Source organism: Simplicispira lacusdiani (assembly GCF_003604195.1).
In the GTDB taxonomy this organism is placed as follows: Bacteria; Pseudomonadota; Gammaproteobacteria; order Burkholderiales; family Burkholderiaceae_C; genus Simplicispira; species Simplicispira lacusdiani.
Map to the genome: position 1 here is coordinate 275,779 of NZ_QXGR01000001.1, position 24,756 is coordinate 300,534.

At 69.8% G+C, this 24,756-nt stretch carries 24 protein-coding genes; 4 read left to right on the forward strand and 20 right to left on the reverse strand.

The genetic code is table 11. From position 1 onward, the window contains the following. Nucleotides 1-7 precede the first annotated feature (7 nt). The 13 genes from D8S75_RS01250 to dinG all read right to left on the reverse strand — a co-directional run bounded on the left by D8S75_RS01250 (nucleotide 8) and on the right by dinG (nucleotide 13,878). The gene (locus tag D8S75_RS01250) at nucleotides 8-535 is read right to left on the reverse strand and encodes a C40 family peptidase (RefSeq protein WP_198673118.1); all 528 of its coding nucleotides are present in this window, start codon (nucleotides 533-535) and stop codon (nucleotides 8-10) included. A 40-nt stretch (nucleotides 536-575) separates the two neighbouring features. Beyond that, the gene (locus D8S75_RS17560; RefSeq protein WP_198673119.1) at nucleotides 576-749 is read right to left on the reverse strand and encodes a LiaI-LiaF-like domain-containing protein; all 174 of its coding nucleotides are present in this window, start codon (nucleotides 747-749) and stop codon (nucleotides 576-578) included. Between the two features lie 36 nt (nucleotides 750-785). Further along, nucleotides 786-1,367, reverse strand: coding sequence for an NnrU family protein (locus D8S75_RS01255; RefSeq protein ID WP_119964111.1), 582 nt, complete (start codon nucleotides 1,365-1,367; stop codon nucleotides 786-788). Between the two features lie 33 nt (nucleotides 1,368-1,400). Next, nucleotides 1,401-2,063, reverse strand: coding sequence for a 3'-5' exonuclease (locus tag D8S75_RS01260; RefSeq protein WP_119964112.1), 663 nt, complete (start codon nucleotides 2,061-2,063; stop codon nucleotides 1,401-1,403). A 103-nt stretch (nucleotides 2,064-2,166) separates the two neighbouring features. Further along, nucleotides 2,167-2,388: a formate dehydrogenase subunit delta gene (locus tag D8S75_RS01265; RefSeq protein WP_119964113.1), complete on the reverse strand. Its 222-nt coding sequence runs from the start codon at nucleotides 2,386-2,388 to the stop codon at nucleotides 2,167-2,169. Further along, nucleotides 2,378-3,274 (reverse strand): formate dehydrogenase accessory sulfurtransferase FdhD, encoded by an 897-nt coding sequence (fdhD, locus tag D8S75_RS01270; protein ID WP_119964114.1) that lies wholly within the window; start codon nucleotides 3,272-3,274, stop codon nucleotides 2,378-2,380. Before fdhD ends, D8S75_RS01265 begins: the two co-directional genes overlap by 11 nt. 5 nt (nucleotides 3,275-3,279) lie before the next feature. Beyond that, a complete protein-coding gene (gene fdhF, locus D8S75_RS01275) occupies nucleotides 3,280-6,144 on the reverse strand; it encodes a formate dehydrogenase subunit alpha (protein ID WP_119964115.1) in 2,865 nt (954 codons plus the stop codon). 21 nt (nucleotides 6,145-6,165) lie between these two features. Continuing rightward, the gene (locus D8S75_RS01280) at nucleotides 6,166-7,725 is read right to left on the reverse strand and encodes a formate dehydrogenase beta subunit (protein ID WP_119964116.1); all 1,560 of its coding nucleotides are present in this window, start codon (nucleotides 7,723-7,725) and stop codon (nucleotides 6,166-6,168) included. Next, nucleotides 7,722-8,225, reverse strand: coding sequence for a formate dehydrogenase subunit gamma (locus D8S75_RS01285; protein WP_119964117.1), 504 nt, complete (start codon nucleotides 8,223-8,225; stop codon nucleotides 7,722-7,724). Before D8S75_RS01285 ends, D8S75_RS01280 begins: the two co-directional genes overlap by 4 nt. Before the next feature lie 162 nt (nucleotides 8,226-8,387). Further along, entirely contained in the window at nucleotides 8,388-10,055 is a 1,668-nt protein-coding gene (locus tag D8S75_RS01290; protein WP_232828816.1) for an OFA family MFS transporter, read from the reverse strand. A gap of 114 nt (nucleotides 10,056-10,169) precedes the next feature. Then, complete coding sequence (locus D8S75_RS01295) at nucleotides 10,170-11,120, reverse strand: LysR family transcriptional regulator (RefSeq protein WP_119964119.1); 951 nt, start codon at nucleotides 11,118-11,120, stop codon at nucleotides 10,170-10,172. A 188-nt stretch (nucleotides 11,121-11,308) separates the two neighbouring features. Continuing rightward, nucleotides 11,309-11,665 (reverse strand): zinc ribbon domain-containing protein YjdM, encoded by a 357-nt coding sequence (locus D8S75_RS01300; RefSeq protein WP_119964120.1) that lies wholly within the window; start codon nucleotides 11,663-11,665, stop codon nucleotides 11,309-11,311. A gap of 38 nt (nucleotides 11,666-11,703) precedes the next feature. Further along, nucleotides 11,704-13,878, reverse strand: coding sequence for an ATP-dependent DNA helicase DinG (gene dinG, locus D8S75_RS01305; protein WP_119964121.1), 2,175 nt, complete (start codon nucleotides 13,876-13,878; stop codon nucleotides 11,704-11,706). Between the two features lie 255 nt (nucleotides 13,879-14,133). Between dinG and D8S75_RS01310 the strand changes: the two genes are divergently transcribed. Continuing rightward, complete coding sequence (locus tag D8S75_RS01310; protein ID WP_119964122.1) at nucleotides 14,134-15,018, forward strand: BRO-N domain-containing protein; 885 nt, start codon at nucleotides 14,134-14,136, stop codon at nucleotides 15,016-15,018. An 84-nt stretch (nucleotides 15,019-15,102) separates the two neighbouring features. On the opposite strand, the gene D8S75_RS01315 is transcribed toward D8S75_RS01310, so the two are convergent. Further along, nucleotides 15,103-16,101 carry a TerC family protein gene (locus D8S75_RS01315; RefSeq protein ID WP_119964123.1) on the reverse strand — a complete coding sequence of 333 codons (999 nt, stop codon included), beginning with the start codon at nucleotides 16,099-16,101 and terminating at the stop codon, nucleotides 15,103-15,105. A gap of 36 nt (nucleotides 16,102-16,137) precedes the next feature. Further along, the gene (locus D8S75_RS01320) at nucleotides 16,138-16,368 is read right to left on the reverse strand and encodes a TFIIB-type zinc ribbon-containing protein (protein ID WP_119964124.1); all 231 of its coding nucleotides are present in this window, start codon (nucleotides 16,366-16,368) and stop codon (nucleotides 16,138-16,140) included. A gap of 118 nt (nucleotides 16,369-16,486) precedes the next feature. Here D8S75_RS01320 and nhaR point away from each other — a divergent pair, with 118 nt between their 5' ends. Further along, a complete protein-coding gene (gene nhaR, locus D8S75_RS01325; RefSeq protein ID WP_119964125.1) occupies nucleotides 16,487-17,413 on the forward strand; it encodes a transcriptional activator NhaR in 927 nt (308 codons plus the stop codon). Nucleotides 17,414-17,423: 10 nt separating this feature from the next. Here nhaR and D8S75_RS01330 read toward each other — a convergent pair whose 3' ends face one another. After that, the gene (locus tag D8S75_RS01330; protein WP_119964126.1) at nucleotides 17,424-18,215 is read right to left on the reverse strand and encodes a hypothetical protein; all 792 of its coding nucleotides are present in this window, start codon (nucleotides 18,213-18,215) and stop codon (nucleotides 17,424-17,426) included. A 103-nt stretch (nucleotides 18,216-18,318) separates the two neighbouring features. On the opposite strand from D8S75_RS01330, the gene D8S75_RS01335 reads away from it, so the two are divergent. Continuing rightward, nucleotides 18,319-19,215, forward strand: a complete 897-nt coding sequence (locus D8S75_RS01335) for an AraC family transcriptional regulator (RefSeq protein ID WP_119964127.1) — start codon at nucleotides 18,319-18,321, stop codon at nucleotides 19,213-19,215. Between the two features lie 13 nt (nucleotides 19,216-19,228). Here the strand turns inward: D8S75_RS01335 and D8S75_RS01340 are convergent, their stop codons facing one another. Together D8S75_RS01340 and D8S75_RS01345 are read right to left on the reverse strand one after the other, a co-directional pair. Next, nucleotides 19,229-20,590 carry a homoserine dehydrogenase gene (locus D8S75_RS01340; protein WP_119964128.1) on the reverse strand — a complete coding sequence of 454 codons (1,362 nt, stop codon included), beginning with the start codon at nucleotides 20,588-20,590 and terminating at the stop codon, nucleotides 19,229-19,231. Between the two features lie 270 nt (nucleotides 20,591-20,860). Next, nucleotides 20,861-21,229 carry a nucleotide pyrophosphohydrolase gene (locus tag D8S75_RS01345; RefSeq protein ID WP_119964129.1) on the reverse strand — a complete coding sequence of 123 codons (369 nt, stop codon included), beginning with the start codon at nucleotides 21,227-21,229 and terminating at the stop codon, nucleotides 20,861-20,863. 47 nt (nucleotides 21,230-21,276) lie between these two features. Here D8S75_RS01345 and D8S75_RS01350 point away from each other — a divergent pair, with 47 nt between their 5' ends. After that, nucleotides 21,277-21,582, forward strand: a complete 306-nt coding sequence (locus D8S75_RS01350) for an acylphosphatase (RefSeq protein WP_119964377.1) — start codon at nucleotides 21,277-21,279, stop codon at nucleotides 21,580-21,582. A 4-nt stretch (nucleotides 21,583-21,586) separates the two neighbouring features. Here the strand turns inward: D8S75_RS01350 and D8S75_RS01355 are convergent, their stop codons facing one another. Further along, complete coding sequence (locus D8S75_RS01355; protein WP_119964130.1) at nucleotides 21,587-21,997, reverse strand: YkgJ family cysteine cluster protein; 411 nt, start codon at nucleotides 21,995-21,997, stop codon at nucleotides 21,587-21,589. A gap of 66 nt (nucleotides 21,998-22,063) precedes the next feature. Beyond that, complete coding sequence (gene gyrB, locus D8S75_RS01360) at nucleotides 22,064-24,676, reverse strand: DNA topoisomerase (ATP-hydrolyzing) subunit B (RefSeq protein ID WP_119964131.1); 2,613 nt, start codon at nucleotides 24,674-24,676, stop codon at nucleotides 22,064-22,066. Between the last annotated feature and the right edge of the window lie 80 nt (nucleotides 24,677-24,756).

Sequence of the window (24,756 nt, forward strand, 5' to 3'; positions counted from 1 at the left end):
CCGGGCTTCAGGGGCGCAGGAAGGCGACGTTCTGGCGCGCCCAGTGGCGCGACTGCAGGTGGTCCAGGCGCACGTCGCCGCCGCTCGACGGTGCATGCACGAAGCGCCCCTCGCCCACGTAGATGCCGGCGTGCGTGGGCGCGCGGCCCGCGCCGAACACCACCAGGTCGCCGGTGCGCAGCTCGCCGGCCGCCACGGGCTGGCCCCAGCTGCTGAGCTGGGCCACGGTGCGCGGCGGCGCCGTGCCCACGCGGTGGCGGTAGACATAGCCGATCAGGCCGCTGCAGTCGAAGCCCGTGTCGGGCGTGTTGCCGCCGTAGCGGTAGGGCGTGCCCACCAGGCCCAGGGCGTGGATGGCGATGTCGTGCGCCTGCTCGTCCGTGAGCTGCGAGGCCGGGGCCCGCGTGGCCGGCATGCCTGGCGCATGCGCGGGCGGGCGCGGCGCGGCGCAGCCGGCCAGCAGCAGCGCGCCGGCCAGGGCCAGCGCGGACACCGGGAGATTCGCAGCGGAAAAGGCCTTCAGGGCAGTGGACATGAGCGTTTCAAGCTATCAGAAAAATAGCTTGAGGGCAACGTCATTTCTTCATGCGCTCGGGCGTCAGGAACATGCCCACGCCCACGGCGATCAGGATCAGCGGCCACCAGGTGCGCAGCAGTTCGCGCAGGCTGATGTCGATCACGCCCAGGTTGGTCAGCAGGAAGAAGGTGCCGATGGCCACCAGGGCGATGGCCGCGAAATTGCCTTTCATGGGAGCCTCCTGGAATGCGGGGGAAATGGCATGGTATCAACGGCCCATGGGCGAGACGCCGATCAGCGGCGCGTGCGCCCAGAAAGCGAACGCGGCCCAGGCCACCAGGCCCGCGACCACGGCCCCGGCCGTGCCCGCCGCCGTGCCGGCGGGGTACTGCGTGCCCTGGGCGCGGTCGCGCTGGCGCGCGGCGCGGAAATCCAGCACCGACCACAGCAGGAAGCCGCCGAAGAGCAGCACGTCGGCCAGGTTGCCGTTGGAGATCAGGTGCGCCAGCGCCCAGGTCTTCACGCCCAGCACCATGGGGTGGTGCAGCTTGGCCTTGATGGCGTTGCGCGGCACGTAGGCGGCCGCCAGCAGGAGGAAGGCCAGCAGCGTCAGCAGCGAAGCGGCGTGGCGCGTGGCGAACGGCGGGTTCCACAGCACCACGGGCTGCTGGCGTGCCAGGCCGTAGCCGTAGACGATGAGCGCCAGGCCGGCGAGCGACACCACCGAGTACAGCCCCTTCCAGGGGCCTTCGCCCAGGCGGCCGATCATTTGCGCGCGCCAGCCGTCGGCCACGATGCGCACCGAATGCGCCCCCAGGAAAAGAACCAGACCCAGAATCAACAGCGACATGGAAAACCTCTGTGCGGAGTGGAAGGCAGCCGATTATCGGCAGATGGCGGTTTTTTGCCGGTCCGCCGCGTGCAAACCCGGGGCCTGCGCTGCGTGTTTGCGCAGGAAATCGGGCAGCCGCGCCCGCGCGCATTCCTGCAGCGCCATCAGGAAGCCATGCCCGGTATCGGCCACGCCCCAGCGCCCGGCCAGGTCCTGCTGCATGCGCAGCAGCAGCGCCGCCGTCACCTGCGCGTCGGCCAGCGCCCGGTGCGCGCGGCCCGCGCTGGGCAATTGGTGAAAGCGCGCCAGCGTGCCGAGCTGGTGGTTGGGCGCCTCGGGGTACAGGCGCCGCGCCAGCCGCACCGTGCAGGCGAAGGGCTGGGGGGCGTCGCAGCCGGCGCGCGCCAGCTCGGCCTGCCAGAAGCCCCGGTCGAACGGCGCGTTGTGCGCCACCAGGGGCGTGTCGCCGACGAAGCGGCGCGCCTGGGCCATCACGTCCGGCGCGGGCGGCGCCTGCTCGACCATGGCGTTGGTGATGCCGGTGAGCTGGGTGATGAACGGCGGGATGCGCACGCCGGCGTTCATCAGGCTCTGGAACTGGTCCACCACCCGGCCGTCTTCCACGAGCACGATGGCCACTTCGGTGGCGCGCGCGCCCTGGCCGGGCGAGCTGCCGGTGGTCTCGAAGTCGATGACGGCGATGCGGGAGGTCATGGGGCGCCAGTCTATCCCCTGGGTGTTGAAACCATGAGGGAAAAGGCCTCCAGACCAGTACGGTAAAGCGCTAACAGCTATAAAAAATGAAGCGAACGGGTTCTCAATCCAATTCCGCGCGGTGCGCCCGCACCGACTGCAGCACCAGCGGGTGCAGCCCGGCGCCGCCGCTGTCCACATGGGCCAGGAACTGGCGGCGCATGGCCGGCGCCCAGAACTTGCGGATGTGCAGGGCCACGCCGTCCAGCGCCTCGGCGCGGTCGGGCAGCGCGTCGAAGAAGTCGCCGATCTGGTTGGCCATCTTGACCAGGGATTCAATGTGCATTCGGGGGGCTCTCGTTCGTTCGGTCCAGGTGCAGGGGGCTCCAGCCCAGGCGTTCGGGGCCGCAGTAGACCACCAGGTCCTGCTGCCGCGCGAAGCCCACCAGCGTGAGGCCGGCGCGCTCGGCGGTGGCCACGGCGAACGAGGTGGGCGCCGACACGGCGGCCAGCAGCGGCACGCCGGCGGCCACGGTCTTCTGCACCATCTCGAAGCTGGCGCGGCTGGTGACGGCGATGAAGCCGCTGGCGGCGTCCACGCCATGGTGGGCGAGCGCGCCGATGAGCTTGTCCAGCGCGTTGTGGCGGCCCACGTCCTCGCGCAGCCAGCGCACCTCGCCGTCGGCGCTGCACCAGGCGGCCGCGTGCACGGCGCCAGTGGCCTGCTGCAGGGTCTGCAGGGCGCAGAACTGCGACATGGCGCGCGCGATGGCGGCGCGCTCCAGCGGCGGCGTGGCGGGCAGGCGCGGCAGCGCGCGCGCCACGTGGGCCAGGCTCTCGGTGCCGCACAGGCCGCAGCCGGTGCGCCCGGTGAGCGAGCGGCGCCGTTCCTTCAGGCGGGCGAAGGCGCCGGCCGACACCGTGAGGTGCAGCGTGATGCCCAGTTCGGAGGACTCTTCCTCCACGCCGTAGAGCTCGCCCGCGTCGTCCAGGATGCCCTCGCTGAGCGAGAAGCCCAGGGCGAAGTCCTCCAGGTCGAGCGGCGTGGCCAGCATCACGGCGTGCGCGATGCCGTTGTATTCGAGCGCCACGGGCACCTCGTCGGCCACCCAGTCGTCCAGCGCGAAGTCGGCGCCGGCGCGCACGCCGCGCACGGGCAGTGTGCGCGCGCCCTCGCAGAAGGCGATGGCGTCGCGCGCGGGCGGGGGAGCGGGGGCGTTGTTCCGGGGCATGGGGTTCATTGTGCGGCTTGCGGCGCGTGGGCGCGGGCGTCCAGCAGCTCCTGTTGCTCGCGGTCGAAGCGCTGGTGCTCCTTCTGCCAGACCGAGGGCTGCATCACCGGCATCACCTGCACGGCTGTCACCTTGTACTCGGGGCAGTTGGTGGCCCAGTCGGAGTTGTCGGTGGTGATGACGTTGGCGCCCGACTCGGGGAAGTGGAAGGTGGTGTAGACCACGCCCGGCTGCACGCGTTCGGACACATCGGCGCGCAGCACGGTGTCGCCCGCGCGGCTTTGCACGCCGACCCAGTCACCATGGCGGATGCCGCGCTCCTGCGCGTCGTGCGGGTGGATCTCCAGCCGGTCCTCGCCATGCCACTGCACGTTGGCGGTGCGCCGCGTCTGCGCGCCCACGTTGTACTGCGACAGGATGCGCCCGGTGGTGAGCAGCAGCGGGAAGCGCCGCGTCACCTTCTCGTCGGTGGCCACGTACTGCGTGACCATGAAGCGCCCCTTGCCGCGCACGAACTGGTCCACGTGCATGGTGGCCGTGCCCTCGGGCGGCGTGCGCTCGTTGCAGGGCCACTGCACGCTGCCCAGCGCGTCGAGCTTGGCGTAGTTCACGCCGCTGAAGCTGGGCGTGAGCGCGGCGATCTCGTCCATGATCTGCGCCGGGTGGTCGTAGGGCATGGCGTAGCCCAGGGCCTGGGCCAGCTGCACCGTCACCTCCCAGTCGGCGTAGCCGCCCAGCGGCGGCATGACCTTGCGCACGCGCGAGATGCGGCGCTCGGCGTTGGTGAAGGTGCCGTCTTTTTCCAGGAACGAAGAGCCTGGCAGGAACACATGCGCGTACTTAGCGGTTTCGTTGAGGAAGATGTCCTGCACCACGATGCAGTCCATGGCCTGCAGCGCGGCGGCCACGTGCTGCGTGTTCGGGTCGGACTGCACGATGTCCTCGCCCTGGCAGTACAGGCCCCGGAACTGGCCCGACAGCGCGGCGTCGAGCATGTTGGGCAGGCGCAGGCCGGGTTCGGGGTCGATGGCGGCGCCCCAGGCGGCCTCGAACTGGCCGCGCACGGTGCTGTCGGCCACGTGGCGGTAGCCCGGCAGCTCGTGCGGGAACGAGCCCATGTCGCACGAGCCCTGCACATTGTTCTGGCCGCGCAGCGGGTTCACGCCCACGCCCTCGCGGCCCAGGTTGCCCGTGGCCATGGCGAGGTTGGCGATGCCGATCACCATGGTCGAGCCCTGGCTGTGCTCGGTCACGCCCAGGCCGTAGTAGATGGCGGCGTTGCCGGCCCGGGCGTACAGGCGCGCGGCGCCCTCCACCTCGGCCGCGGGCACGCCGGTGATGGCCTCGGTGGCGCGCGGCGAATGCTCGGGCCGGGCGACGAAGGCTCGCCACTCGGCGAACGACTTGGCGTCGCAGCGCTCGGCCACGAAGGCCTCGTCGACCAGGCCCTCGGTGACGATGACATGCGCCAGCGCCGTGATGAGGGCCACGTTGGTGCCGGGCTTGAGCTGCAGGTGGTGCGCGGCGCGGATGTGCGGCGACTTCACCAGGTCGATGCGGCGCGGGTCGGCCACGATGAGCTTGGCGCCCGCGCGCAGGCGCTTCTTCAGGCGCGAGCCGAACACCGGGTGGCCGTCGGTGGGGTTGGCGCCGATCACCATCACCACGTCGGCCTTCTCCACCGACTGGAAGGTCTGCGTGCCGGCCGAGGTGCCCAGCGTCACGCCCAGGCCGTAGCCCGTGGGCGAATGGCACACGCGGGCGCAGGTGTCCACGTTGTTGTTGCCGAAGGCGGCGCGGATCAGCTTCTGCACCAGGTAGGCTTCCTCGTTGGTGCAGCGCGACGAGACGATGCCGCCGATGGCGTCCTTGCCGTGCTCGGCCTGGATGCGGCGGAACGCGCCGGCGGCGTGCGCCAGGGCTTCCTCCCAGCTGACCTCGCGCCAGGGGTCGGTGATCTTGTCGCGCACCATGGGCCGGGTGATGCGGTCCTTGTGCGTGGCGTAGCCCCAGGCAAAGCGGCCCTTCACGCAGGAGTGGCCTTCGTTGGCCTTGCCGTCCTTCCACGGCACCATGCGCACCACCTCGGCGCCCTTCATCTCGGCCTTGAAGCCGCAGCCCACGCCGCAGTAGGCGCAGGTGGTGACCACGCTGTGCTCGGGCTGGCCGCGTTCGATGATGGTCTTTTCCTCCAGCGTGGCCGTGGGGCAGGCCTGCACGCAGGCGCCGCAGCTCACGCAGTCGGATTCCATGAAGCTGCCGCCCTGCCCCGCCGTGACGCGCGAGCCGAAGCCGCGCCCGGTGATGGTCAGCGCGAAGGTGCCCTGCGTTTCCTCGCAGGCGCGCACGCAGCGGTTGCAGACGATGCACTTGGCCGGGTCGTAGGTGAAGTAGGGGTTGGATTCGTCCTTCGGGTCGTCGAAGTGGTTGGCGCCCTCGAAGCCGTAGCGCACGTTGCGCAGGCCCACCACGCCGGCCTGGGTCTGCAGCTCGCAGTCGCCGTTGGAGGCGCAGGTCAGGCAGTCCAGCGGGTGGTCGGAGATGGTCAGCTCCATCACGCCCCGGCGCAGGTCCTGCAGCTTGTCGGTTTGTGTGCGCACCTTCATGCCAGCCTCGGCCGGGGTGGTGCACGAGGCCGGGTAGCCCTTGCGGCCCTCGATCTCCACCAGGCACAGGCGGCAGGCGCCGAAGGGCTCCAGGCTGTCGGTGGCGCAGAGCTTGGGGATTTGTACGCCCGCGTCCATGGCGGCGCGCATGAGGGAGGTGCCCTGGGGCACGGTGACCTGGGCGCCGTCGATCTCCAGGGTGACCAGGGTGGTGGCGGGGCTGGCGGGGGTGCCGTAGTCGATGTCGGGGTGCTGGCTCAGCATGGGTGTCCTCTGCGGCGGGGGTCAGGCCGCGTGGCGGTCCGGCGTGGCGAGACCGAAGTCCTGCGGGAAGTGCTGCAGGGCGGTGGTGACGGGAATCGGCGTCATGCTGCCCATGGCGCACAGCGAGCCGTGCACCATGGTGTCGCACAGGTCGCGCAGCAGGGCCACCTGCCGCGGCCGGTCCTGGTTGGCGCGGATCTTGTCGAGCACCTCCATGCCGCGCGTCGAGCCGATGCGGCAGGGCGTGCACTTGCCGCACGATTCCAGCGCGCAGAACTCCATGGCGTAGCGCGCCAGGCGCGAGAGGTCGGCCGTGTCGTCGTGCACCACGATGCCGCCGTGGCCGATGCCCGCGCCGATGGCGGCGTAGGCCTCGTAGTCCAGCGGCACGTCCCACTGCGACTCGGGCAGGTAGGCGCCCAGCGGCCCGCCCACCTGCACCGCCTTGATGGGCCGGCCCGTGGCCGAGCCGCCGCCGAAGTCGTACAGTAGCTCGCGCAGCGTCAGGCCGAAGGCCGTCTCCACCAGTCCGCCGTGCTTGATGTTGCCGGCCAGCTGGAACGGCAGCGTGCCGTGCGAGCGGCCCACGCCGTAGTCGCGGTAGAACTGCGCGCCGCGCGCCAGGATGATGGGCACGCTGGCCAGCGTGATGACGTTGTTGATGACCGTGGGCTGGCCGAACAGGCCCGCCAGCGCGGGCAGCGGCGGCTTGGCGCGCACGATGCCGCGCTTGCCCTCGATGCTTTCCAGCAGCGCCGTCTCCTCGCCGCACACATAGGCGCCCGCGCCCTTGCGCACCTGCAGGTGGAAGGCGCGGCCCGAGCCGAGCAGGTTGTCGCCGAGGAAGCCGCCCGCCTCGGCCCGGGCGATGGCGGCCTCCAGCGTGGCGATGGCGTGCGGGTATTCCGAGCGCACGTAGATGTAGCCCTGCGTGGCGCCCACGGCCAGCGCGGCGATGGCCATGCCCTCGATCAGCATGAAGGGGTCGCCCTCCATGACCATGCGGTCGGAGAAGGTGCCCGAGTCGCCCTCGTCGGCGTTGCAGACGATGTATTTCTGCGCCGCCGCCGCGCCGGCCACCGTCTTCCACTTGATGCCGGCCGGGAACGCGGCGCCGCCGCGCCCGCGCAGGCCCGAGTCGAGCACGGTCTGCACGATGCCCGCCGGCGGCATGGCGATGGCGTTGCGCAGGCCGTCGAAGCCGCCGTAGGCCTGGTAGTCGGCGAGCGAGAGCGGGTCGGTCATGCCCATGCGCGCGAAGGTCAGGCGCTGCTGGCGCGCCAGGTAGGGGATGGCGCCGGTCGGTCCCAGGGCCAGCGCGTGCGCGCCGCCGGTGGTGAAACCGGCGTCGAACAGGCCGGCCACGTCCTCGGGCGCCACCGGCCCGTAGGCCACGCGCCCGGCCGGCGTGGCCACTTCCACCAGCGGCTCCAGCCAGAGCATGCCGCGCGAGCCGTTGCGCACGATGCGCACGGCGATGCCGCGCGCATCGGCCTCTTGGGCGATGCGCCGGGCCACGCTGTCGGCGCCCACGGCCAGGGCGGCCGAGTCGCGCGGAACGTAGAGGGTGGTGCCGTTCATGCCGCGCTCCTGGTCTGCGCGACGAGCGCGTCGAACTTCTGCGGCGTGACGCGCGCGTGCACCTGGCCGTCGATCGCCAGCGCGGGCGAGCAGGCGCACAGGCCCAGGCAGTACACCGCCTCGACGGCGAAGGCGCCGTCGCCCGAGGTGTCGCGCGGGCCGCAGCCCAGGTGGGCGCGCGCATGCGCCAGCAGCGCCTCGGCGCCCATGGACTGACAGGCCTCGGCGCGGCAGATCTGCAGCGTGTGCGCGGGGCCGGGTGCGCGCTTGAAGTGGTGGTAGTAGCTGATGACGCCGTGCACCTCGGCGCGCGAGAGGTTCAGCGCGTCGGCGATGTGCGGCACGGCCGCGTCGGGCACATGGCCCAGCGCGTCCTGCAGCGCGTGCAGGATGGGCAGCAGCGCGCCGGGTTCGCCGGCCAGGCGCGCCAGCACGGCCTGCACGGTGGCGTCCACGCCGGGCGGGGCGGGAACGGGGGAAGGGGAGGCACTCGTCGTCATCGGGGGTCCTGTGGGATCGTCGTTGCTTCTCGGGGAATGGGGTGCCGTTGTTTAAAAAACATAGCTGCCAGCGCTTGATTTACCTAGGTTTCAGATATGAATCGCCTTGAAATTCAACAATGAAAAGCGCTGGCAGCTATCAAAATTGTTGCGCACCGCCGTTCAGTGGAAGAACTTGGCGGCGCTCTCCAGCGTGCGCCAGATGCCCCAGGCCAGCGGAATGCCCACCGCGATCCAGGCCAGCACCACCACGGCCGTGGGCGTGCGCCCGCCGCTGCCCGGGCCCATGCCGACTTCGTTGGCCACGGCGCGGTCGTGCGCCAGGTGCTTCTCGTGCGCCAGTTCCTCGGGGGTCATGAACCATTTGGCGTTGAGCGGGCGGATCAGCAGGTTGCACACCAGGCCCACGGCCAGGAAGCCCACCAGGATGTACATGGTCTGGTTGTACACCTGTTCGCGCGGAATGCCCAGGCCGAGCTGGTATTCGCGCATGTAGTTCACCACCACCGGGCCGATGATGCCGGCCGTGGCCCAGGCCGTGAGCAGGCGGCCGTGGATGGCGCCCACCATCTGCGTGCCGAACAGGTCGGCCAGGTAGGCCGGCACGGTGGCGAAGCCGCCGCCGTACATGGAGAGGATGACGCACACCGCCGCCACGAACAGCAGCTGGCTGCCCGCGCCCGCGCTGGCCGGGATGCTGGCGTAGAGCAGGCCGCCAAGGATGAAGAACACCGCGTAGGTGGTCTTGCGCCCCAGCCGGTCGGAGAAGCTGGCCCAGACGAAGCGCCCGCCGATGTTGAACAGCGACAGCAGCGCGGTGAAGCCCGCCGCGATGGCGGCGATGGCGGCGAGCTGCGCCTTGTCGAGGTCGCCGAAGGACTTGTCCACGCCGATGAGCTGGCCGCCGAACATCTCCTGCAGCATGGGGCTGGCCATGCCGATCACGCCGATGCCGGCGCTCACGTTCATGCACAGCACCATCCACACCAGCCAGAACTGCGGAATGCCCCAGACCTTCTTCACGTGCACATGGTGCTGCGTGATCATGGTGTTGTGCTTGAGCGCGGGCGGCGGCGTCCAGCCAGCGGGCTTCCAGCCGCTGGGCGGCACGCGGTAGCCCAGGGCGCCGCCCATCATGAAGACGAAGTAGATCGCGGCCATGACCAGGAAGGTCTCGACCACGCCCACGCTGGTGGGCGTGGCGAAGCCCTTCATCAGCGCCGCCGCCAGCGGCGAGCCGATCATGGCGCCGCCGCCAAAACCCATGATGGCCATGCCGGTGGCCATGCCGCGCCGGTCGGGGAACCACTTGATGAGCGTGGAGACCGGCGAGATGTAGCCCAGCCCCAGCCCGATGCCGCCGATCACGCCCGAGCCCACCCACAGCAGCCACAACTGGTGGGTGTAGATGCCCAGCGCCGACAGCACCAGCCCGCCGCACCAGCACAGCGCCGACACCACGCCGGCCTTGCGCGGGCCGGCGCGTTCCAGCCAGCCGCCCCACAGCGCGGCCGAGCAGCCCAGCAGCACGAAGAACAGGGTGTACATCCAGCCCAGGCTGGAGATGCGCCAGTCGCAGGTGGTGGTGAACAGCTCGGTCAGCAGGCCCATGTCCTTGGGGCAGGCCTGGGCGGCGCTGACGCCGATGGCCTTGGACAGCGGCAGCCAGAACACCGAGAAGCCGTAGGCCATGCCGATGCACAGGTGGATGGCCAGCGCCGCCGGCGGCACCAGCCAGCGGTTGAAGCCTGGACCGGCGATGGTTCTCTCCTTGTCCAGCCAGCCGGCCACGCCGGTGGATGGCCCCATGGGCTCCAGAACTGCTGACATCGTGTCTCCTTGGTTTTGTGCGACGCGCTCTGTGGCGCCCCGGGAGTGTCGGCAAACTGGTGCGGCGGGTCTAATTCTTTGTCGTGATGGGCTGATACAAACCAAAAATCAGGGTTAACCAGCATCCCCGGTGGGCTGGCCGTGCCGCGCGGCCTCGGCCAGCCATTCGCGGCTCTGCGCGAAGTCCAGCGCCGCCTCCAGCGTGCGCGAGAGGCGGTTGCTCTCGTGCACCATGAGGGCGATGGGCACCTCGATGGACGGCTCCACCAGCGGCAGCGCCTCCAGCTCGCCATAGCCCCGCACCGCGTCCACCAGCGCGCCCGGCATGATGCTGCTGACGCGGCCCGCCGCCACGCTCAGCGCCAGGGTGAGGATGGAGTTGGTCTCGATGGCCGGGCGCGGCTGGGCGTGCGCGCGGCGGAAGGCGTTGTCGACGATGGCGCGGTTGTGCATCTCGCCCGTCAGCAGGCACAGCGGCAGCCGCGCCGCGCTGGCCCAGGTGGTGGCCGGGCCCATCTGCAGGCCGCCCCGCGCGGGCGTGGCCGCGCGGCGCAGCAGGAAGTAGTGCTCGGTGTACTGCGGCACCACGCGCAGCGGCGCGCGCGTGCCCTCCAGGCGCTCGGGGTAGCCCATGGCGATGTCCAGCGCCATGTTCTCCAGGCCCGCCTCCAGCTCGGACGAACTCATGGAGCGCAGCGTGGAGACGATGCCCGGGTGCCGGTCGTGCAGCATGCCGACGAAGCGCGCCGCAATCGGCATGCCCATGGGCACGGCACCGATGTGCAGCTGGCCGCTGGGCGATCCGGCGCTGCTTTGCAGTTCCTGCTGCAGCAGTTCGTGCTCGCGCAGCATGCGCCGCGCGCTGGCCAGCACGCGCTCGCCCTCGGTGGTGAACCCGGCGAAGCTGCGCCCGCGCGTGACGATGGCCACGCCCAGGCTTTCCTCCAGCGCGCGCAGCGCGTTCGACAGCGCCGGCTGCGTGACATGGCAGGCCAGCGCGGCGCGGCCGAAGTGGCGCTGCTCGTCGAGCGCGAGCAGGTATTTGAACGACACGAAAAGGTTCATGCACACGCCTCCGCAGGGATTGCCATGGGCGCCCCTGGGGGCTCCGCCGGGCGGCGATTGTGCCCGCAGCCGCTTGCAGCGGCTTTGCGGAGCGTCAGGCGCGTGGCGCGGCGCGCCGGGTGCATGGAAGGAAAATAGCGGTGCAGCGCCCGTTAATAAAGCGCCGGCAGCTATCGAAAAAAGAGCGATCAGGCCTTTTTGAGGAACTCGGACTTGAGCAGCATGCTGCCCAGGTCGGTCTTGCAGTCCACGTTGTGGCCGTCAGCGCCATCGACCAGGCGGATGCCCTTGATCTTGGTGCCCTTCTTCAGCGTGGACGAGGAGCCCTTGACCTTCAGGTCCTTCACCAGGATCACGGCGTCGCCGTCCTGCAGCGGGTTGCCGTTGGCGTCGCGCACCACGCCGTCGCCGGTGGCCTCGTCATCGGCCGGCGCGGCGGCGGCCTGGGGCCATTCGTGCCCGCAGTCGGGGCAGATGTAGTTGTCGCCGTCGGGGTAGGTGTTCTCCTGGCCGCATTGCGGGCAGGCGGGTACGGTGTGGGGCATGGGTTTTTCCTCCGCGGTGTTGTTGTGGTGTAGGGCCGCTATTGTCCGCGCGCGCCGCGCCGCTCCAACGTGAACGGCGGCAGGCCCTTGAGCAGGCGCTGGCCGTAGCTGGTGCGCGTGAGGCGCTTGTCGTAGCAGTACACATGCGCCTGGTCCTCCTCGGTGCGGATGGCGCGGCCCGCCCATTGCGCCAGGCGGATGGCGGTGGCCGGCACCACCAGCTCGCTGAACGGGTCGCGGCCCACGGCGCGCAGCCATTCGGCGCGGGTCTCGCCCACCGGGTCGTCCGGCGGGGCGAAGGGCAGCTTGGTGATGAACACCGATTCGCACAGGCGCCCGGGCAGGTCCAGCCCTTCGCCAAAGGATTGCATGCCGAAGATGATGGAGGGCTCACCTGCCGCCACGCGCTCGCGGTGGCGCGCCAGCAGCTGCGTGCGCGGCAGCTGGTTCTGCACCAGCACCACGCTGCGCATGGAGGTGGCGAGCTGGTCCACGGCCTGGCGCATCTGCTCGCGCGAGGTGAACAGCACCAGGGCGCCGTATTCCACGCGCGCCAGGTCGTGCAGCAGGGCCTCGACCATCTCGGTGGTGAACTGCGCGGCGTTCTTCGGGTCGGCCTGCGTTTCGGCGGCGATCAAGGTGCCCTGGGCGGCGTAGTTGAACGGGCTGGGTACTTCGAGCGTGGTGGCCGCCTCGTCCCCGTGCAGGCCCGATTCGCGCAGGAAGAAGTCGAACTGCCCGCAGCTCGTGAGCGTGGCCGAGGTCAGCACCGCACCGCGCACGCCGCTCCAGAGGTGGCCGCGCAGCGTGCTGCCGGGCAGGATGGGGCTGGCGTGCGCCTTGACGACGATGAAGTCGCCGTCCACCTCCAGCGTGAACCACTTGGCGTTGGGCACGAAGCCCGTGGCCTCGCCCTCGGGCGGCTCCTGCAGCAGCAATTGCGCGGTCGCGTGCACGGCTTCGAGCCGGGGCGCGAGCGTGCCGATCTGGGCATAGAGCTGCGACAGGCGGCGTGCCTCGTCGGGCTTGTCGCGCATCTCGGCGCGCAGTGCCTTGGAGATGGCGCGCAGGCTGTCCAGAAAGCCCGCCGCATGGTGCGCGAGCTGGCCCAGGGGCTCGTGCAAGACCTCGGGCAGCACGCCGCGCGGCACGCGCACGCGCGCCGGGCCCCAGGCGAGTTTCTGGGCCTTGAGCGTCTCGCCGTACAGGTCCATCACCAGGCGCTCCAGGTCCTGCATCCGCTGGCGCAACTGGCTGGCGTGGCGCGGGATGTCGGCCACCTCGGTCACCTCCACCAGGGTGCCGATGCGCAGCGCGCGGCTGGAGAGCCGGTCGATCCAGGCCAGGCGGCTGAGGTCCGCGCTGCAGGCGAACTGGTCAAGCGCGGTGGCGGGCAGGTGGTGCGCTTCGTCGAGCACCAGCAGGCAGTTGTCCAGCTCGGGCAGCACGCGCGCGCCCAGCGACGAGAGCAGCAGGTCGTGGTTGGCCACGATCACCTGCGCGCCCACCAGCGCCTTGCGCTGGTCGTAGTACACGCACTGGCTGAAGGCCGGGCAGTGCCGCCCGGTGCACGAGCTGCCCTCGGCGGCCACGGGGCTCCAGGCCTCGGGCTCTGGCGGGGTGTCCAGGCTGTCGCGGTCGCCGTCCCAGGCGCCCTGGGCCAGGGCCTGCGCCATGCTGGCGTAGAACTGCATGCGCGCCTCGGTCTCCTGCCGGCTGGGCTTGCCGCGCGCGTGCGCGGCTTCCTCGGGGAACAGGTCGTCATCGTCCTCGCCGTGCGCCTCGCCCGTGCCGGCCAGGCGTTCGAGCTTGAGCTTGCACACATAGCGCCCGCGCCCCTTGGCCAGCGCGAACTTGAAGGGCTGCTCCATCTGCGCCGCCAGCGCGGGCAGGTCCTTGTGGACCAGCTGCTCCTGCAGCGCCACGGTGGCGGTGGAAATCAACACGCGCGTGCCGCGCGCCAGTGCGATGGCAATGGCCGGCGCGCAGTAGGCCAGCGACTTGCCCACGCCCGTGCCGGCCTGGATGACGGCGATGGCGCGCCGAGGCTCGCCCTCCTCCTCGTCCACCTTGCCCAACTGCGCTACGGCGAAGGTGCGCGCCACCTGTTCAGCCATGGCGCGCTGGCCCGCGCGGCCACGGAAACCCTCGGTGGAGCGCACCACCGCATCGAACGCCTGCAGGCCCTCCTGGGCCCATTCTGTGGAAGACATAGGGGAGGGAGTGTGGCACAGGAGGGGTGCCTGAAAAATTACCTATGGAAATTGGTTATAGCGGTTTATAGGTAAGCGCTAGTAGCTACGTATTTCATAGCAAATGAAGCGCGTGCGCCAGGGCCTTTCACGCGCGCGTCGGCGCTGGATGGGCGGGTTGCGGCTGGTAATATATACAGTATATTACCAGGCCTTGGGATGCCAGCGTCCACAGCCCTGCTTTTGCCTCGAAACCTTCCTCAAAAGGCGATCGGTATGAAAATCCTGCCCACCGCATTCGACGGCCAATCCATCCGCCGCGCGTACGACGAAGCGACGGAAACCTGGTGGTTCTCCGTGGTTGATGTCGTACGGGTGCTGACGCAACAGCAGGACTACCAAACGGCACGCAAATACTGGAACAAGCTCAAAGAGCGGCTGAGCAAGGAGGGCAGCGAGTCGGTGACAAGCTGTCACCGACTGAAATTGCCTGCTGCCGACGGCAAAAACTATCTCACCGACGTAGCCACCGCGGAAACCCTGCTCCGGCTGGTCCAATCCGTTCCCAGCCCCAAGGCCGAGCCCATCAAGCTCTGGCTGGCCAAGGTGGGCTACGAGCGCATGCAGGAGATGGCCGACCCCGCCCTGTCACTCGACCGTGCCCGCCAGACCTGGCAGCAGCACGGCCGCAGCGACAAATGGATCCAGCAGCGCATGACGGGCCAGGAAACCCGCAACAAGCTCACGGACTACTGGAGCGGGCACGACATCAAGGCGGGAAGCGAATTCGCCATCCTCACCAACATCATTCACCAGGAATGGGCGGGCGTGAGCGTGGCGCAGCACAAGCAGATGAAGGGCCTGAGCAGCCATAACCTGCGCGACCACATGAGTGAGGCAGAGCTGATCTTCACCGCGCTGGCCGAGCTTTCCACGCGCCAGATTGCCGAGAGCGTGGAGGCCACCGGCATGGCGGAAAACAAGTCTGCCGCCCAGGCTGGCGGCCAAATCGCTGCCAAGGCCCGTCGCCAATTGGAAAACCAGACCGGCAAGTCGGTGGTGACCGGCGCCAACTACCTGCCGCCGGGCGCCTCCCAGCCGGAGCCATCGGTGCAGCCCGCCAAGGCCGTCAAGGCCTCCAGGAAGCCGCCAAGCGCTTAGCGCATGCCCGTGGCGGCGGCCATGCGCGCCACGGTCCAGCGCCACCCTGGCAGCGGCATGCGCGGGCGCGGTACTGCGGGAACGTCAGCCGCCTTGCCCGGGCGCAGGCAGTGCCGTGGTGTTTTGGCCGCGCGTCTTCCACAGCGACACCAGCACGCCGCCCGCGATCAGGCCCGCCGTGATGCCCAGGCTCAGCAGCGAGGGGATCTTGCCCACGATATTGACCAGGAAGATCTTGCTGCCGATGAACACCAGCACCAGGGCCAGCGCGTACTTGAGGTAGGCGAAGCGGTGGATCATGGCCGCCAGCGCAAAGTAGAGCGCGCGCAGGCCCAGGATGGCGAAGATGTTGCTCGTGTAGACGATGAACGGGTCGGTGGTGATGGCGAAGATGGCGGGCACCGAATCCACGGCGAAGATCAGGTCGGCGAACTCCACCATGCACAGCGCCAGGAACAGCGGCGTCACCCAGGTCACGGCCTTTCCGCTGGCAGGGTGCGGGGCGCGCACGAAGAACGCATTGCCGTGCAATTGGGGCGTGACGCGCAGGTGGGCGCGCAGCCAGCGCAGCAACGGGTTTTTCTCCAGGTTGGGCGTGTGGTCGGCCAGCCAGAGCATCTTGAGGCCGGTGACCACCAGGAAGGCGCCGAACAGGTACAGCACCCACGAGAACTGCGTCACCAGCGCCGCGCCCAGGCCGATCATGAGCGCGCGCAGCACGATCACGCCCAGGATGCCCCAGAACAGCACGCGGTGCTGGTACTGGCGCGGTATGGCGAAGAACGAAAAGATCATCGCGATCACGAACACGTTGTCCATGGACAGCGACTTCTCGATCAGGAAGCCGGTGAAGTAGTCGATGCCGCTCTGCGTGCCGAGCTGCCACCACAGCCAGGCGCCGAACAGCGAGGCCGCCGTGATGTAGCCGGCTGAGAGCCAGAGGCTCTCGCGGATGCCGATTTCATGGTCGTCGCGGTGCAGCACGCCGAGGTCGAAGGCCAGCAGCGCGACCACCACGGCGACGAACACCAGCCAGAGCCAGACGGCCTGGCCGAGGAAGGGGGTGAGTAGGAATTCAGTCATGGAAAGGAATGGGCGGGTGGAGGGTGGAAGGGGGCGTCAGTCGAAGATGTCGCTGAGCCAGGACGACTTGCGGGGGCGGCGCGCGGCGGTTCGCTCGTAGCCCAGGCTGCCGTGGGACGGCGGCGGCTCGTGCAGCGAGCGCTCGATCAGCTTGTCCAGCTCGCCCCGGTCCAGCCAGACGCCCCGGCATTGCGGGCAGTAGTCGATCTCGACGCCGCTGCGCTCGGTGATGACGAGAGTGGACGAGGGGCAGTGCGGGCACTTCATGGCGGTCACTCCTTCAGGTCGTTGCGATAGGGGCACTGTAGGCAGTGAACGCTGCGGAAAAAATCAGAAAATCTTTGAGAAGATTCGGAAAAACCGAAGAATGCAAACGGGAGCCGCCATGAACTACAAGCACCTGCACTACTTCTGGACCGTGCTGCGCGCCGGTGGCATCGTGCGCGCGAGCGAGCAACTGCACCTCACGCCGCAAACCCTCAGCGGCCAGATCAAGCTGCTGGAAGAGCGCGTGGGCCAGCCCCTGTTGCGCAAGGTGGGTCGGGGGGTCGAGCCCACCGAAGCGGGCCGTCTCGTGATGCGCTATGCCGACGACATCTTTGCCCTGGGCGCCTCGCTGCAGGAGGCGCTGGCCAGCGGGCGCGACGCGCGGCGCACCACGGTGCTGCGCGTGGGCATCGCCGACTCGGTGCCCAAGGCCGTCGCCTTCCATGTGCTGGAGCCGGCCATGGCGCTGCCCGAGCCGCCCCGCCTGGCCTGCCACGAGGGCGGGCTCACCGGCTTGCTGGCCGAACTGGCGGTGCACCGGCTGGACCTGATCGTCTCCGATGTGCCTGCGCCCGTCAGCCTGAGCGTGCGCGTCTACACCCACTTGCTGGGGCGCTCCGGCGTGGCGTTCTTTGCCGCGCCCCGGCTGCTCAAGGCGGCAGGGCTGACGGCGCAACGCGCCCGCAAGGCTTTTCCCGCCTGCCTGGCCAGCATGCCCATGTTGCTGCCCAGCACGCCCACCGCGCTGCGGCCTCGCATCGACGCGTGGCTGAGCCAGCACGGGCTGGCGCCGGTGGTGGCGGCCGAGTTCGACGACAGTGCCCTGCTCAAGGCCTTTGGACGCGAGGGCCAGGGCGTGTTCGCCGCGCCCGCCGTGCTGGCGGACGAGATCGCGCAGCAGTACCAGGTGCAGTGGCTGGGAACGCCGGACGATCTGCTGGAGGAGTTCTACGCCATCTCGGTCGAGCGCCGCATCACGCACCCGGCCGTGGCGGCCATCACGGCGGCCGCGCGTGGCAAGCTGTTTGCCACGCGGGCGGGCTGACCTGGCGGGCTCAGCGCTGGGGTGCGCCTGTCTCCACCTGGCCCGGCAACGAGAGCTGGCCCGAGGCCACCTTGAACACATCGGCCACGCACAGCAGCGGGCTGTGCACGCTGGCGTTCACGTGCAGCGCGGCGGCCACGCCGTCGAAACGCGCAGCCTGCACGGGGGCGATGTCGTCGAAGGGCACGCGCACCTCCAGCGTGTCGCCCTTCAGGCGTGGGCTCCAGCCCGGGCTGTCGATGAGCAGCGGCAGCCCCGGCCAGGTCTTGGGCAGGCGCGGCTGCTGGCCCTCGGGAATGTCGGCCACCTTGAGCGCGCCGGGGCCGCAGGCCTCGTCGGGCTGCAGCACCACCCAGTGCGAATGCCAGAGGTTGCCGTCGTTGCCGGGGTTGCCATCGCCGTTCTCGTCGAACAGCGGTGTGTCGTCAAAGTCCGGGTGGGCCGTGACCGCGAAGGCCAGCGTGCCGCCGCCGGGCTCGAAGCCCACCACGGCCGGGTCCAGCGTGGTCGGCCAGACGTAGGAGAACACCCGGCTGCCCGCGAGCTTGCCGGTGCGCGTGGGCTTGAGCGCGCCCGCCTTGCCCGCCACGCCGATGTGGAACACGGCCGTGCGCCCCTCGGTGGTGATGCGCGTGTGCACGATGTCGAACGGCGCCTTCACGGCCTTGCTGGGCACGCTGGCAATGCCGCCCTCGCCGTGGGGCTTGGGGCCGTGGGCCAGGGCGGGCACGGCGGCGCCGGCCAGCAGCGCGGCGGCGAGCGCCAGGGTGGAAAGACGGGGGAAGAAAACCGGGGTGGTCATGGCAATGCTCCTGGTGCAGGGGGTTGAAAGAACACCGCCATGGTGCGGCCGGAATGGATACCATAGGGTTTGTTGTGTCCAGCATTCATACCTATTCGTCCAAATGCAGCCTGACGCCACCCCCGTAACGGCCCCGGAGCCCTCGCTGGACCGGCTCTCCGCCCTGCTCGAACGCTTCCGCGTGCGGGCCCATTGGCTGCACGCCGGGCCGCTGTGCGGCGTGACGCATTTCGACGCGGCGCAGGGGCGTGGCTTCGTCCATGTGCTGCGCCGGGGCGCGATGACGGTGGAGCACCCCGCGCGCAGCGGCGCGGCACGCCGTCTGAAGGTGGACGAGCCCACGCTGCTGTTCTACCCGCGCCCGCTGGCACACACCTTCCACAACCCGCCTGCCGAGGGCTCGGATTTCGTTTGCGCCACGCTGGCCTTCGAGGGCGGCGCGCGCCACCCGCTGGCCCGTGCCCTGCCCCCGCTGGTGGCGCTGCCGCTGCGCGAGGCGCCGGGGCTGGAGCACACGCTGGCGCTGCTGTTCGCCGAGACCGAGCCGCTGCGCTGCGGTCACCGCCTGCTGGCCGATCGGCTGTTCGAGGTGCTGCTGATCCAGTTGCTGCGCTGGTTGCTCGACCACGCCACGGAATGCGGCCTGCCGCCGGGCCTGATCACCGGGCTGGGCCACCCGCTGCTGGCGCGCGCGCTCGTCGCCCTGCATGAGCAGCCGGGGCAGGACTGGACGCTGGAACGCATGGCGGCGCAGGCCGGCATGTCGCGCAGCGCCTTCGCGGCCGCCTTCCGCGCGGCGGTGGGCCAGACGCCCGCCGACTACCTGGCCGACTGGCGCCTGGCGCTGGCGCAGGCGGCCCTGCGCGCGGGCCGGCCGGTCAAGCAGCTCGCGCCCGAGCTGGGCTATGCCAACCCCTCGGCGCTGTCGCGCCTGTTTCGCCAGCGCATGGGCTGCTCGGTGCGCGACTGGCTGGTCCGCGAAGCGCTGGCGCAGGGCTGAACGCTCCAGCCTCTCAGCCCGCCAGCGGTTCCACGCGCCACTGCACGCAGGGGCCGGCCACTTCGGGCAGGGCCTGCAGCGCGTGCAGGGCCAGGTCCACCGTACCCTGGGGCGCCTCGTCGGTCAGCACCAGCACCTGGCGGGCGTCCTCGGTGCCGCCGGCCATCCATTCCAGGCGTTCCACCGGCACGCCCTGGCGCGCCAGCAGCGCGCCCACGGCCGTGATGCCCGGGGCGCCGTGCACCGGCACGCGCAGGTAGTGGCGCGTGCGCACGGCGGCGCGCGGCAGCACCGGCAGGGCCTGCAGCGCATGGGCGTGGAAGCCCTGGTGCGGCACGCGCTGCGCGGCGTGCGTGCCCTCCAGCCGGGCCATGTCCACGAGGTCGGCGATCACGGCCGAGGCCGTCTGTTCCGAGCCCGCGCCCGCGCCGCAGTACAGCGTCATGCCCGAGGCATCGCCGTGCACCAGGATGCCGTTGAGCGAGCCGTTCACCTGCGCCAGCAGGTGCGTGGCGGGCAGCAGCGCGGGCTGCACGCGCAGCTCCACGCCGTCCTCGCGGCGGCGCGCCACGGCCAGCAGCTTGATGCGGTAGCCCAGCTGCTCGGCGCAGGCCACGTCCAGCCGCTGCAGCGCGGTGATGCCCTCGATCTGCACGTCGGCGAAATCCACGCGCATGCCGAAGGCGTTGGCCGCCAGCAGGGCGAGCTTGTGCGCGGCGTCTATGCCTTCAATGTCGAACGCAGGGTCGGCCTCGGCGTAGCCCAGTGCCTGGGCTTGTGCCAGCGCCTCGGCAAAGTCCAGCCCCTCGTCGCGCATCTTGCTCAGGATGAAGTTGGTGGTGCCGTTGACGATGCCCGCCACCCAGCCGATGCGGTTGGCCGTGAGCCCTTCGCGCAGCGCTTTGACGATGGGGATGCTCACCGCCACCGCGCCCTCGTAGGCCACGGCCACGCCGTGCTGGCGCGCGGCACCGAAGATCGCCTCGCCGTGCTCGGCCAGCAGCGCCTTGTTGGCCGTGACCACATGCTTGCCGGCCGCGATGGCGGCCAGCACCCAGTCGCGCGCCGGGCCGGTGCCGCCGGCCACCTCGACCAGCACGTCCACTGCGGGGTGGGTGGCGACCTGCATCGGGTCGTCCGTCAGCGCCACGCTCTCGCCCACGATGCCGGCGGCGCGCGCCAGGTTGCGCACGGCCACGGCCACCACCTCGATGCCGCGCCCGGCGCGCGCCGCGATCTCGGCCTGGTTGCGCGCGAGCACGCGGAAGGTGCCCGCGCCCACGGTGCCAATGCCGATCATGCCCACGCGCAGCGGGCGCAGGGCCACGGGGTGGCCGCCAAGGGATTCGAAACGGGGATCAGGATCGCGGTACATGGACTTCTCCGAACAAACAAAAGCAAACCCGGCTGCCAGGGCTGGGTTTCGTTTCGTTCGGGGAAGAAGAGAGAAGACACCAGGTGGCCGCCGGGACGGCCACCTGCGCGTGCTCAGGTGGCCGCGGTGGTAATGGTGGTAATCATTCGTGCCCCCATCGCCCGCGCGCAGGCGCGCGGCATCATGCCGCCCATCAGGGCAACAGCGGATGCGGTGGTGAACGGGAGGTACGACATGAGGCGGCCAGTGTACATGAGCACTCGCCCGGCCTCAAAGTTCGTCGTACTTGCGGCTGTGGCCGCGCGCCTGCTCGACGGGGTACTTCTGCGCGTTCAGGGCCATCTTGGCGCGCGCCGCGTCCATCAGATCAATGCCCAGCACGGTGGAGAGCTGCACCAGGTACAGCAGCACGTCGGCCATTTCGTGGGCCACGGCCTGCTGCTTCTCGGGCGCGAGCTGGCGGCTCTGGTCCTCGGTGAGCCACTGAAAATGCTCCAGCAGCTCGCCCGCCTCGACGACCAGCGCCGAGGCCAGGTTCTTGGGCGAATGGAACGGGCCCCAGTCGCGCGCGTCGGCGAACTGCTGCAGCGAGTGGGCCAGGGCCTGGAGGGAAGGGTCCGCAGGGGTCGGGTCGGTCATGCCCCGACTGTAGCCATTGGCGCGGACCTATGATGGTCCGCATGACCATGCCCCCTTCTCCCCTCAGCGCGCCCCTCACCCGCCACCTGCGCATCACCGGCCGCGTGCAGGGCGTGGGCTACCGCTGGAACATGGCGCGCGAGGCGCAGCGCCTGGGTCTGGCTGGCTGGGTGCGCAACCGCGGCGACGGCAGCGTGGAAGCCCTGGCGCACGGCGCCGCGCCGGCCGTGCAGGCGCTGATCGACTGGGCGCGGCGCGGCCCGGAATTGGCCCGCGTGGACGGTGTGGCGGTGTCGGACGCCACGTGGCAGGACGGCGACGGCCCGGCGTTCGAGCAGCGCGAGACGCTGTAGCGCGTCAGCCCCGGCCTTGCGCCCGGGCCCCGTAGGCGCAGTAACCGGGCTTGGGGCTCTTCTTCTGCGGGTGCAGACGGCAGGTCTCGGGCCGCTGCTCGTACACCGTGCAGCGCCGCGTTTTCGGATCGAGAAACTGACAGTCCCCGCTGGCCCGCCGCGCCAGCGTGAACAGCGCGTTCTTGTGGCTGAAATGGTCGATCAGCCGCGCCTTCTGCAGCCGCTTGGCAATAAACCGCAGCTCCTCATGCTCGGCCTCGAACGGGTCCACCAGCCCCAGCCGCACGAGGTCGGACAGCTGCACCTCCAGCGGCATGGTGCAGCAGTTGGCCGCGCAGCTGTCGCACAGGCCGGCGCGGTAGCGGGTCCAGGTGTCCAGGCGGTCGACGTCGACGATGGAGATGGGAGAGCGCATGGGGTTGGAAGGATGAAAAAAGGGCCGGCATCGCCGGCCCTTTTGCGAGAGACGATCAGCGTTTGCTTACACGTCGATATTCCCAGCTCGCAAAGCGTTGGTTTCAATGAAGTCCCGGCGCGGCTCCACCTCGTCGCCCATCAGCATGGTGAACACGCGATCGGCCTCGATGGCGTCGTCGATCTGCACGCGCAGCAGGCGGCGCACCTGGGGGTCCATGGTGGTTTCCCAGAGCTGTTCGGGGTTCATTTCGCCCAGGCCCTTGTAGCGCTGGCGGCTGGTGGTGCGTTCGGCTTCGCTGATGAGCCAGGCCATGGCCTGGCGGAAGTCGGCGACTTTTTCTTCCTTCTGGCGCTCGCCCTCGCCGCGCAGGGCCTTGGCGCCCTCGCCCAGCAGGCCACGGAAGGTGTCGGCGGCCTCGGCCAGGGCGGCGTAGTCGGCGCCGTGCACGAAGTCCTGCGTGATGATGCTGCTCTTGATGTTGCCGTGGTGGCGGCGGCTGATGCGCAGGATGGGCTTGTCGCTGCGCGCGTCGAATTCGCCGGCCACCTCGGGCGGCACGCCGGTGGCGGACAGTTCGGCCAGCTTGGCCTGCATGGCCACGGCGCTGGCTTCGGCTTCTTCCACGGTGTCGAGCTGGATGGACACGCCGTCGGCGATGGCGCGCAGGGCCTCGCGGTCCATGAAGGCGGAGAGGCGCTCGATCACGTTCTCGGCCACCTGGTGCTTGCGCGCCAGCTCGGCCAGGGTGTCGCCGCTGAGCACCTGCGGGTTGGCGCCGCCGGTGGCGACGCTGGCATCCTTGAGCGCGATGCGCAGCAGGTAGGCGTCGAGCGCGGGGCCGTCCTTGAGGTACAGCTCTTCCTTGCCGCTCTTGACCTTGTAGAGCGGCGGCTGCGCGATGTAGATGTGGCCGCGTTCCACCAGATCGGGCATCTGGCGGTAGAAGAAGGTCAGCAGCAGGGTGCGGATGTGCGCGCCGTCCACGTCGGCGTCGGTCATGATGATGATGCGGTGGTAGCGCAGCTTGGCGACGTCGAAGTCGTCGCTGCCGCTCTTGCCGCTCTCCGCGCTGGCCTTGCCGATGCCGGTGCCCAGGGCGGTGATGAGGGTGACGATTTCGTTGCTGGTCAGCAGCTTCTCGTAGCGGGCCTTTTCCACGTTCAGGATCTTGCCGCGCAGCGGCAGGATGGCCTGGAACTTGCGGTCGCGGCCCTGTTTGGCGGAGCCGCCGGCGGAGTCACCCTCGACGATGTAGATCTCGCACAGCTCGGGGTTCTTCTCCTGGCAGTCGGCCAGCTTGCCGGGCAGGCCGAAGCCGTCGAGCACGCCCTTGCGGCGCGTCATTTCGCGGGCCTTGCGCGCGGCCTCGCGGGCGCGCGCGGCCTCGACGATCTTGCCGCAGAGGATCTTGGCGTCGCCCGGGCGTTCTTCCAGGTACTCGGTCAGCGCCTTGGCCACGATGTCCTCCACCGGGGCGCGCACTTCGCTGGAGACGAGCTTGTCCTTGGTCTGGCTGCTGAACTTGGGTTCGGGCACCTTGACCGACAGCACGCAGCACAGGCCTTCGCGCATGTCGTCGCCGCTGACCTCGACCTTGGCCTTCTTGGCCAGGTCGTTCTGCTCGATGTATTTGCCGATCACGCGCGTCATGGCGGCGCGCAGGCCGGTGAGGTGGGTGCCGCCGTCGCGCTGCGGGATGTTGTTGGTGAAGCACAGCACCTGTTCGCTGTAGCCGTCGTTCCACTGCATGGCCACTTCCACGCCGATCTCGGTGCCGGGAATGCCGCCGTAGGTGTCGGCCGGGCGGCTGCCTGTGGCGTGGAAGGCTGTGGGGTGCAGCACCTTCTTGTTGGCGTTGATGAAGTCCACGAAGCCGCGCACGCCGCCGGCGCCGGAGAAGTCGTCTTCCTTGCCGGTGCGCTCGTCGAGCAGGCGGATGCGCACGCCGTTGTTCAGGAAGGAGAGTTCGCGCAGGCGCTTGGCCAGGATTTCGTAGTGGAACTCGTTGTTTTCCTTGAAGATCTCGGTGTCGGGCAGGAAGTGCACCTCGGTGCCGCGTTTTTCCGTTTCGCCGGTCACCTTCATGGGCGAGACTTCGAAGCCGTCGACCGTCTCGATGATGCGGTTCTGCACGAAGCCCCGGCTGAATTCCAGCACATGCACCTTGCCTTCGCGGCGCACCGTCAGGCGCAGCATCTTGCTGAGCGCGTTCACGCAGGAGACGCCCACGCCGTGCAGGCCGCCGGACACCTTGTAGCTGTTCTGGTTGAACTTGCCGCCGGCATGCAGTTCGGTCAGGGCGATCTCGGCGGCCGAGCGCTTGGGCTCGTGCTTGTCGTCCATCTTCAGGCCGGTGGGAATGCCGCGCCCGTTGTCGGTGACGGAAATCGAGTTGTCGGAGTGGATGGTGACGACGATGTCGTCGCAGTGGCCGGCCAGGGCCTCGTCAATGGAGTTGTCCACCACCTCGAACACCAGGTGGTGCAGGCCGGTGCCGTCGGAGGTGTCGCCAATGTACATGCCGGGGCGCTTGCGCACGGCCTCCAGGCCTTCGAGGATCTGGATGGCGCCTTCGCCGTAGCCTTCGCTGGCGCCGGCCTGGTGGGCATCGATCTTGGGCGCGGCGGCGCCGCTGCCGTTGTCTTCGGGCGTGGGCGGTTGGTGGTCAGCGGTCATGGTCGGCCTTGGCTGTCGGGGAAGCGCGGGCGCTTCCGGGGTCTTGAAACAAAATAGGGCTCTGGCGCAATGAATATGAG

Excerpts from the sequence above, each read along its gene's own strand:
- D8S75_RS01320 (WP_119964124.1), bottom strand. The coding sequence starts at position 16,368 with ATGAAGTGCCCGCACTGCCCCTCGTCCACTCTCGTCATCACCGAGCGC.
- D8S75_RS01315 (WP_119964123.1), bottom strand. The coding sequence starts at position 16,101 with ATGACTGAATTCCTACTCACCCCCTTCCTCGGCCAGGCCGTCTGGCTC.
- D8S75_RS01255 (WP_119964111.1), bottom strand. The coding sequence starts at position 1,367 with ATGTCGCTGTTGATTCTGGGTCTGGTTCTTTTCCTGGGGGCGCATTCG.
- D8S75_RS01340 (WP_119964128.1), bottom strand. The coding sequence starts at position 20,590 with ATGTACCGCGATCCTGATCCCCGTTTCGAATCCCTTGGCGGCCACCCC.
- D8S75_RS01355 (WP_119964130.1), bottom strand. The coding sequence starts at position 21,997 with ATGCGCTCTCCCATCTCCATCGTCGACGTCGACCGCCTGGACACCTGG.
- fdhF (WP_119964115.1), bottom strand. The coding sequence starts at position 6,144 with ATGCTGAGCCAGCACCCCGACATCGACTACGGCACCCCCGCCAGCCCC.
- D8S75_RS01330 (WP_119964126.1), bottom strand. The coding sequence starts at position 18,215 with ATGACCACCCCGGTTTTCTTCCCCCGTCTTTCCACCCTGGCGCTCGCC.
- D8S75_RS01335 (WP_119964127.1), top strand. The coding sequence starts at position 18,319 with ATGCAGCCTGACGCCACCCCCGTAACGGCCCCGGAGCCCTCGCTGGAC.
- gyrB (WP_119964131.1), bottom strand. The coding sequence starts at position 24,676 with ATGACCGCTGACCACCAACCGCCCACGCCCGAAGACAACGGCAGCGGC.
- dinG (WP_119964121.1), bottom strand. The coding sequence starts at position 13,878 with ATGTCTTCCACAGAATGGGCCCAGGAGGGCCTGCAGGCGTTCGATGCG.
- D8S75_RS01300 (WP_119964120.1), bottom strand. The coding sequence starts at position 11,665 with ATGCCCCACACCGTACCCGCCTGCCCGCAATGCGGCCAGGAGAACACC.
- D8S75_RS01290 (WP_232828816.1), bottom strand. The coding sequence starts at position 10,055 with ATGTCAGCAGTTCTGGAGCCCATGGGGCCATCCACCGGCGTGGCCGGC.
- D8S75_RS01250 (WP_198673118.1), bottom strand. The coding sequence starts at position 535 with ATGTCCACTGCCCTGAAGGCCTTTTCCGCTGCGAATCTCCCGGTGTCC.
- D8S75_RS01265 (WP_119964113.1), bottom strand. The coding sequence starts at position 2,388 with ATGCACATTGAATCCCTGGTCAAGATGGCCAACCAGATCGGCGACTTC.
- D8S75_RS01295 (WP_119964119.1), bottom strand. The coding sequence starts at position 11,120 with ATGAACCTTTTCGTGTCGTTCAAATACCTGCTCGCGCTCGACGAGCAG.
- D8S75_RS01350 (WP_119964377.1), top strand. The coding sequence starts at position 21,277 with ATGCCCCCTTCTCCCCTCAGCGCGCCCCTCACCCGCCACCTGCGCATC.
- D8S75_RS01285 (WP_119964117.1), bottom strand. The coding sequence starts at position 8,225 with ATGACGACGAGTGCCTCCCCTTCCCCCGTTCCCGCCCCGCCCGGCGTG.
- fdhD (WP_119964114.1), bottom strand. The coding sequence starts at position 3,274 with ATGCCCCGGAACAACGCCCCCGCTCCCCCGCCCGCGCGCGACGCCATC.
- D8S75_RS01310 (WP_119964122.1), top strand. The coding sequence starts at position 14,134 with ATGAAAATCCTGCCCACCGCATTCGACGGCCAATCCATCCGCCGCGCG.
- D8S75_RS01260 (WP_119964112.1), bottom strand. The coding sequence starts at position 2,063 with ATGACCTCCCGCATCGCCGTCATCGACTTCGAGACCACCGGCAGCTCG.
- D8S75_RS17560 (WP_198673119.1), bottom strand. The coding sequence starts at position 749 with ATGAAAGGCAATTTCGCGGCCATCGCCCTGGTGGCCATCGGCACCTTC.
- D8S75_RS01345 (WP_119964129.1), bottom strand. The coding sequence starts at position 21,229 with ATGACCGACCCGACCCCTGCGGACCCTTCCCTCCAGGCCCTGGCCCAC.
- D8S75_RS01280 (WP_119964116.1), bottom strand. The coding sequence starts at position 7,725 with ATGAACGGCACCACCCTCTACGTTCCGCGCGACTCGGCCGCCCTGGCC.
- nhaR (WP_119964125.1), top strand. The coding sequence starts at position 16,487 with ATGAACTACAAGCACCTGCACTACTTCTGGACCGTGCTGCGCGCCGGT.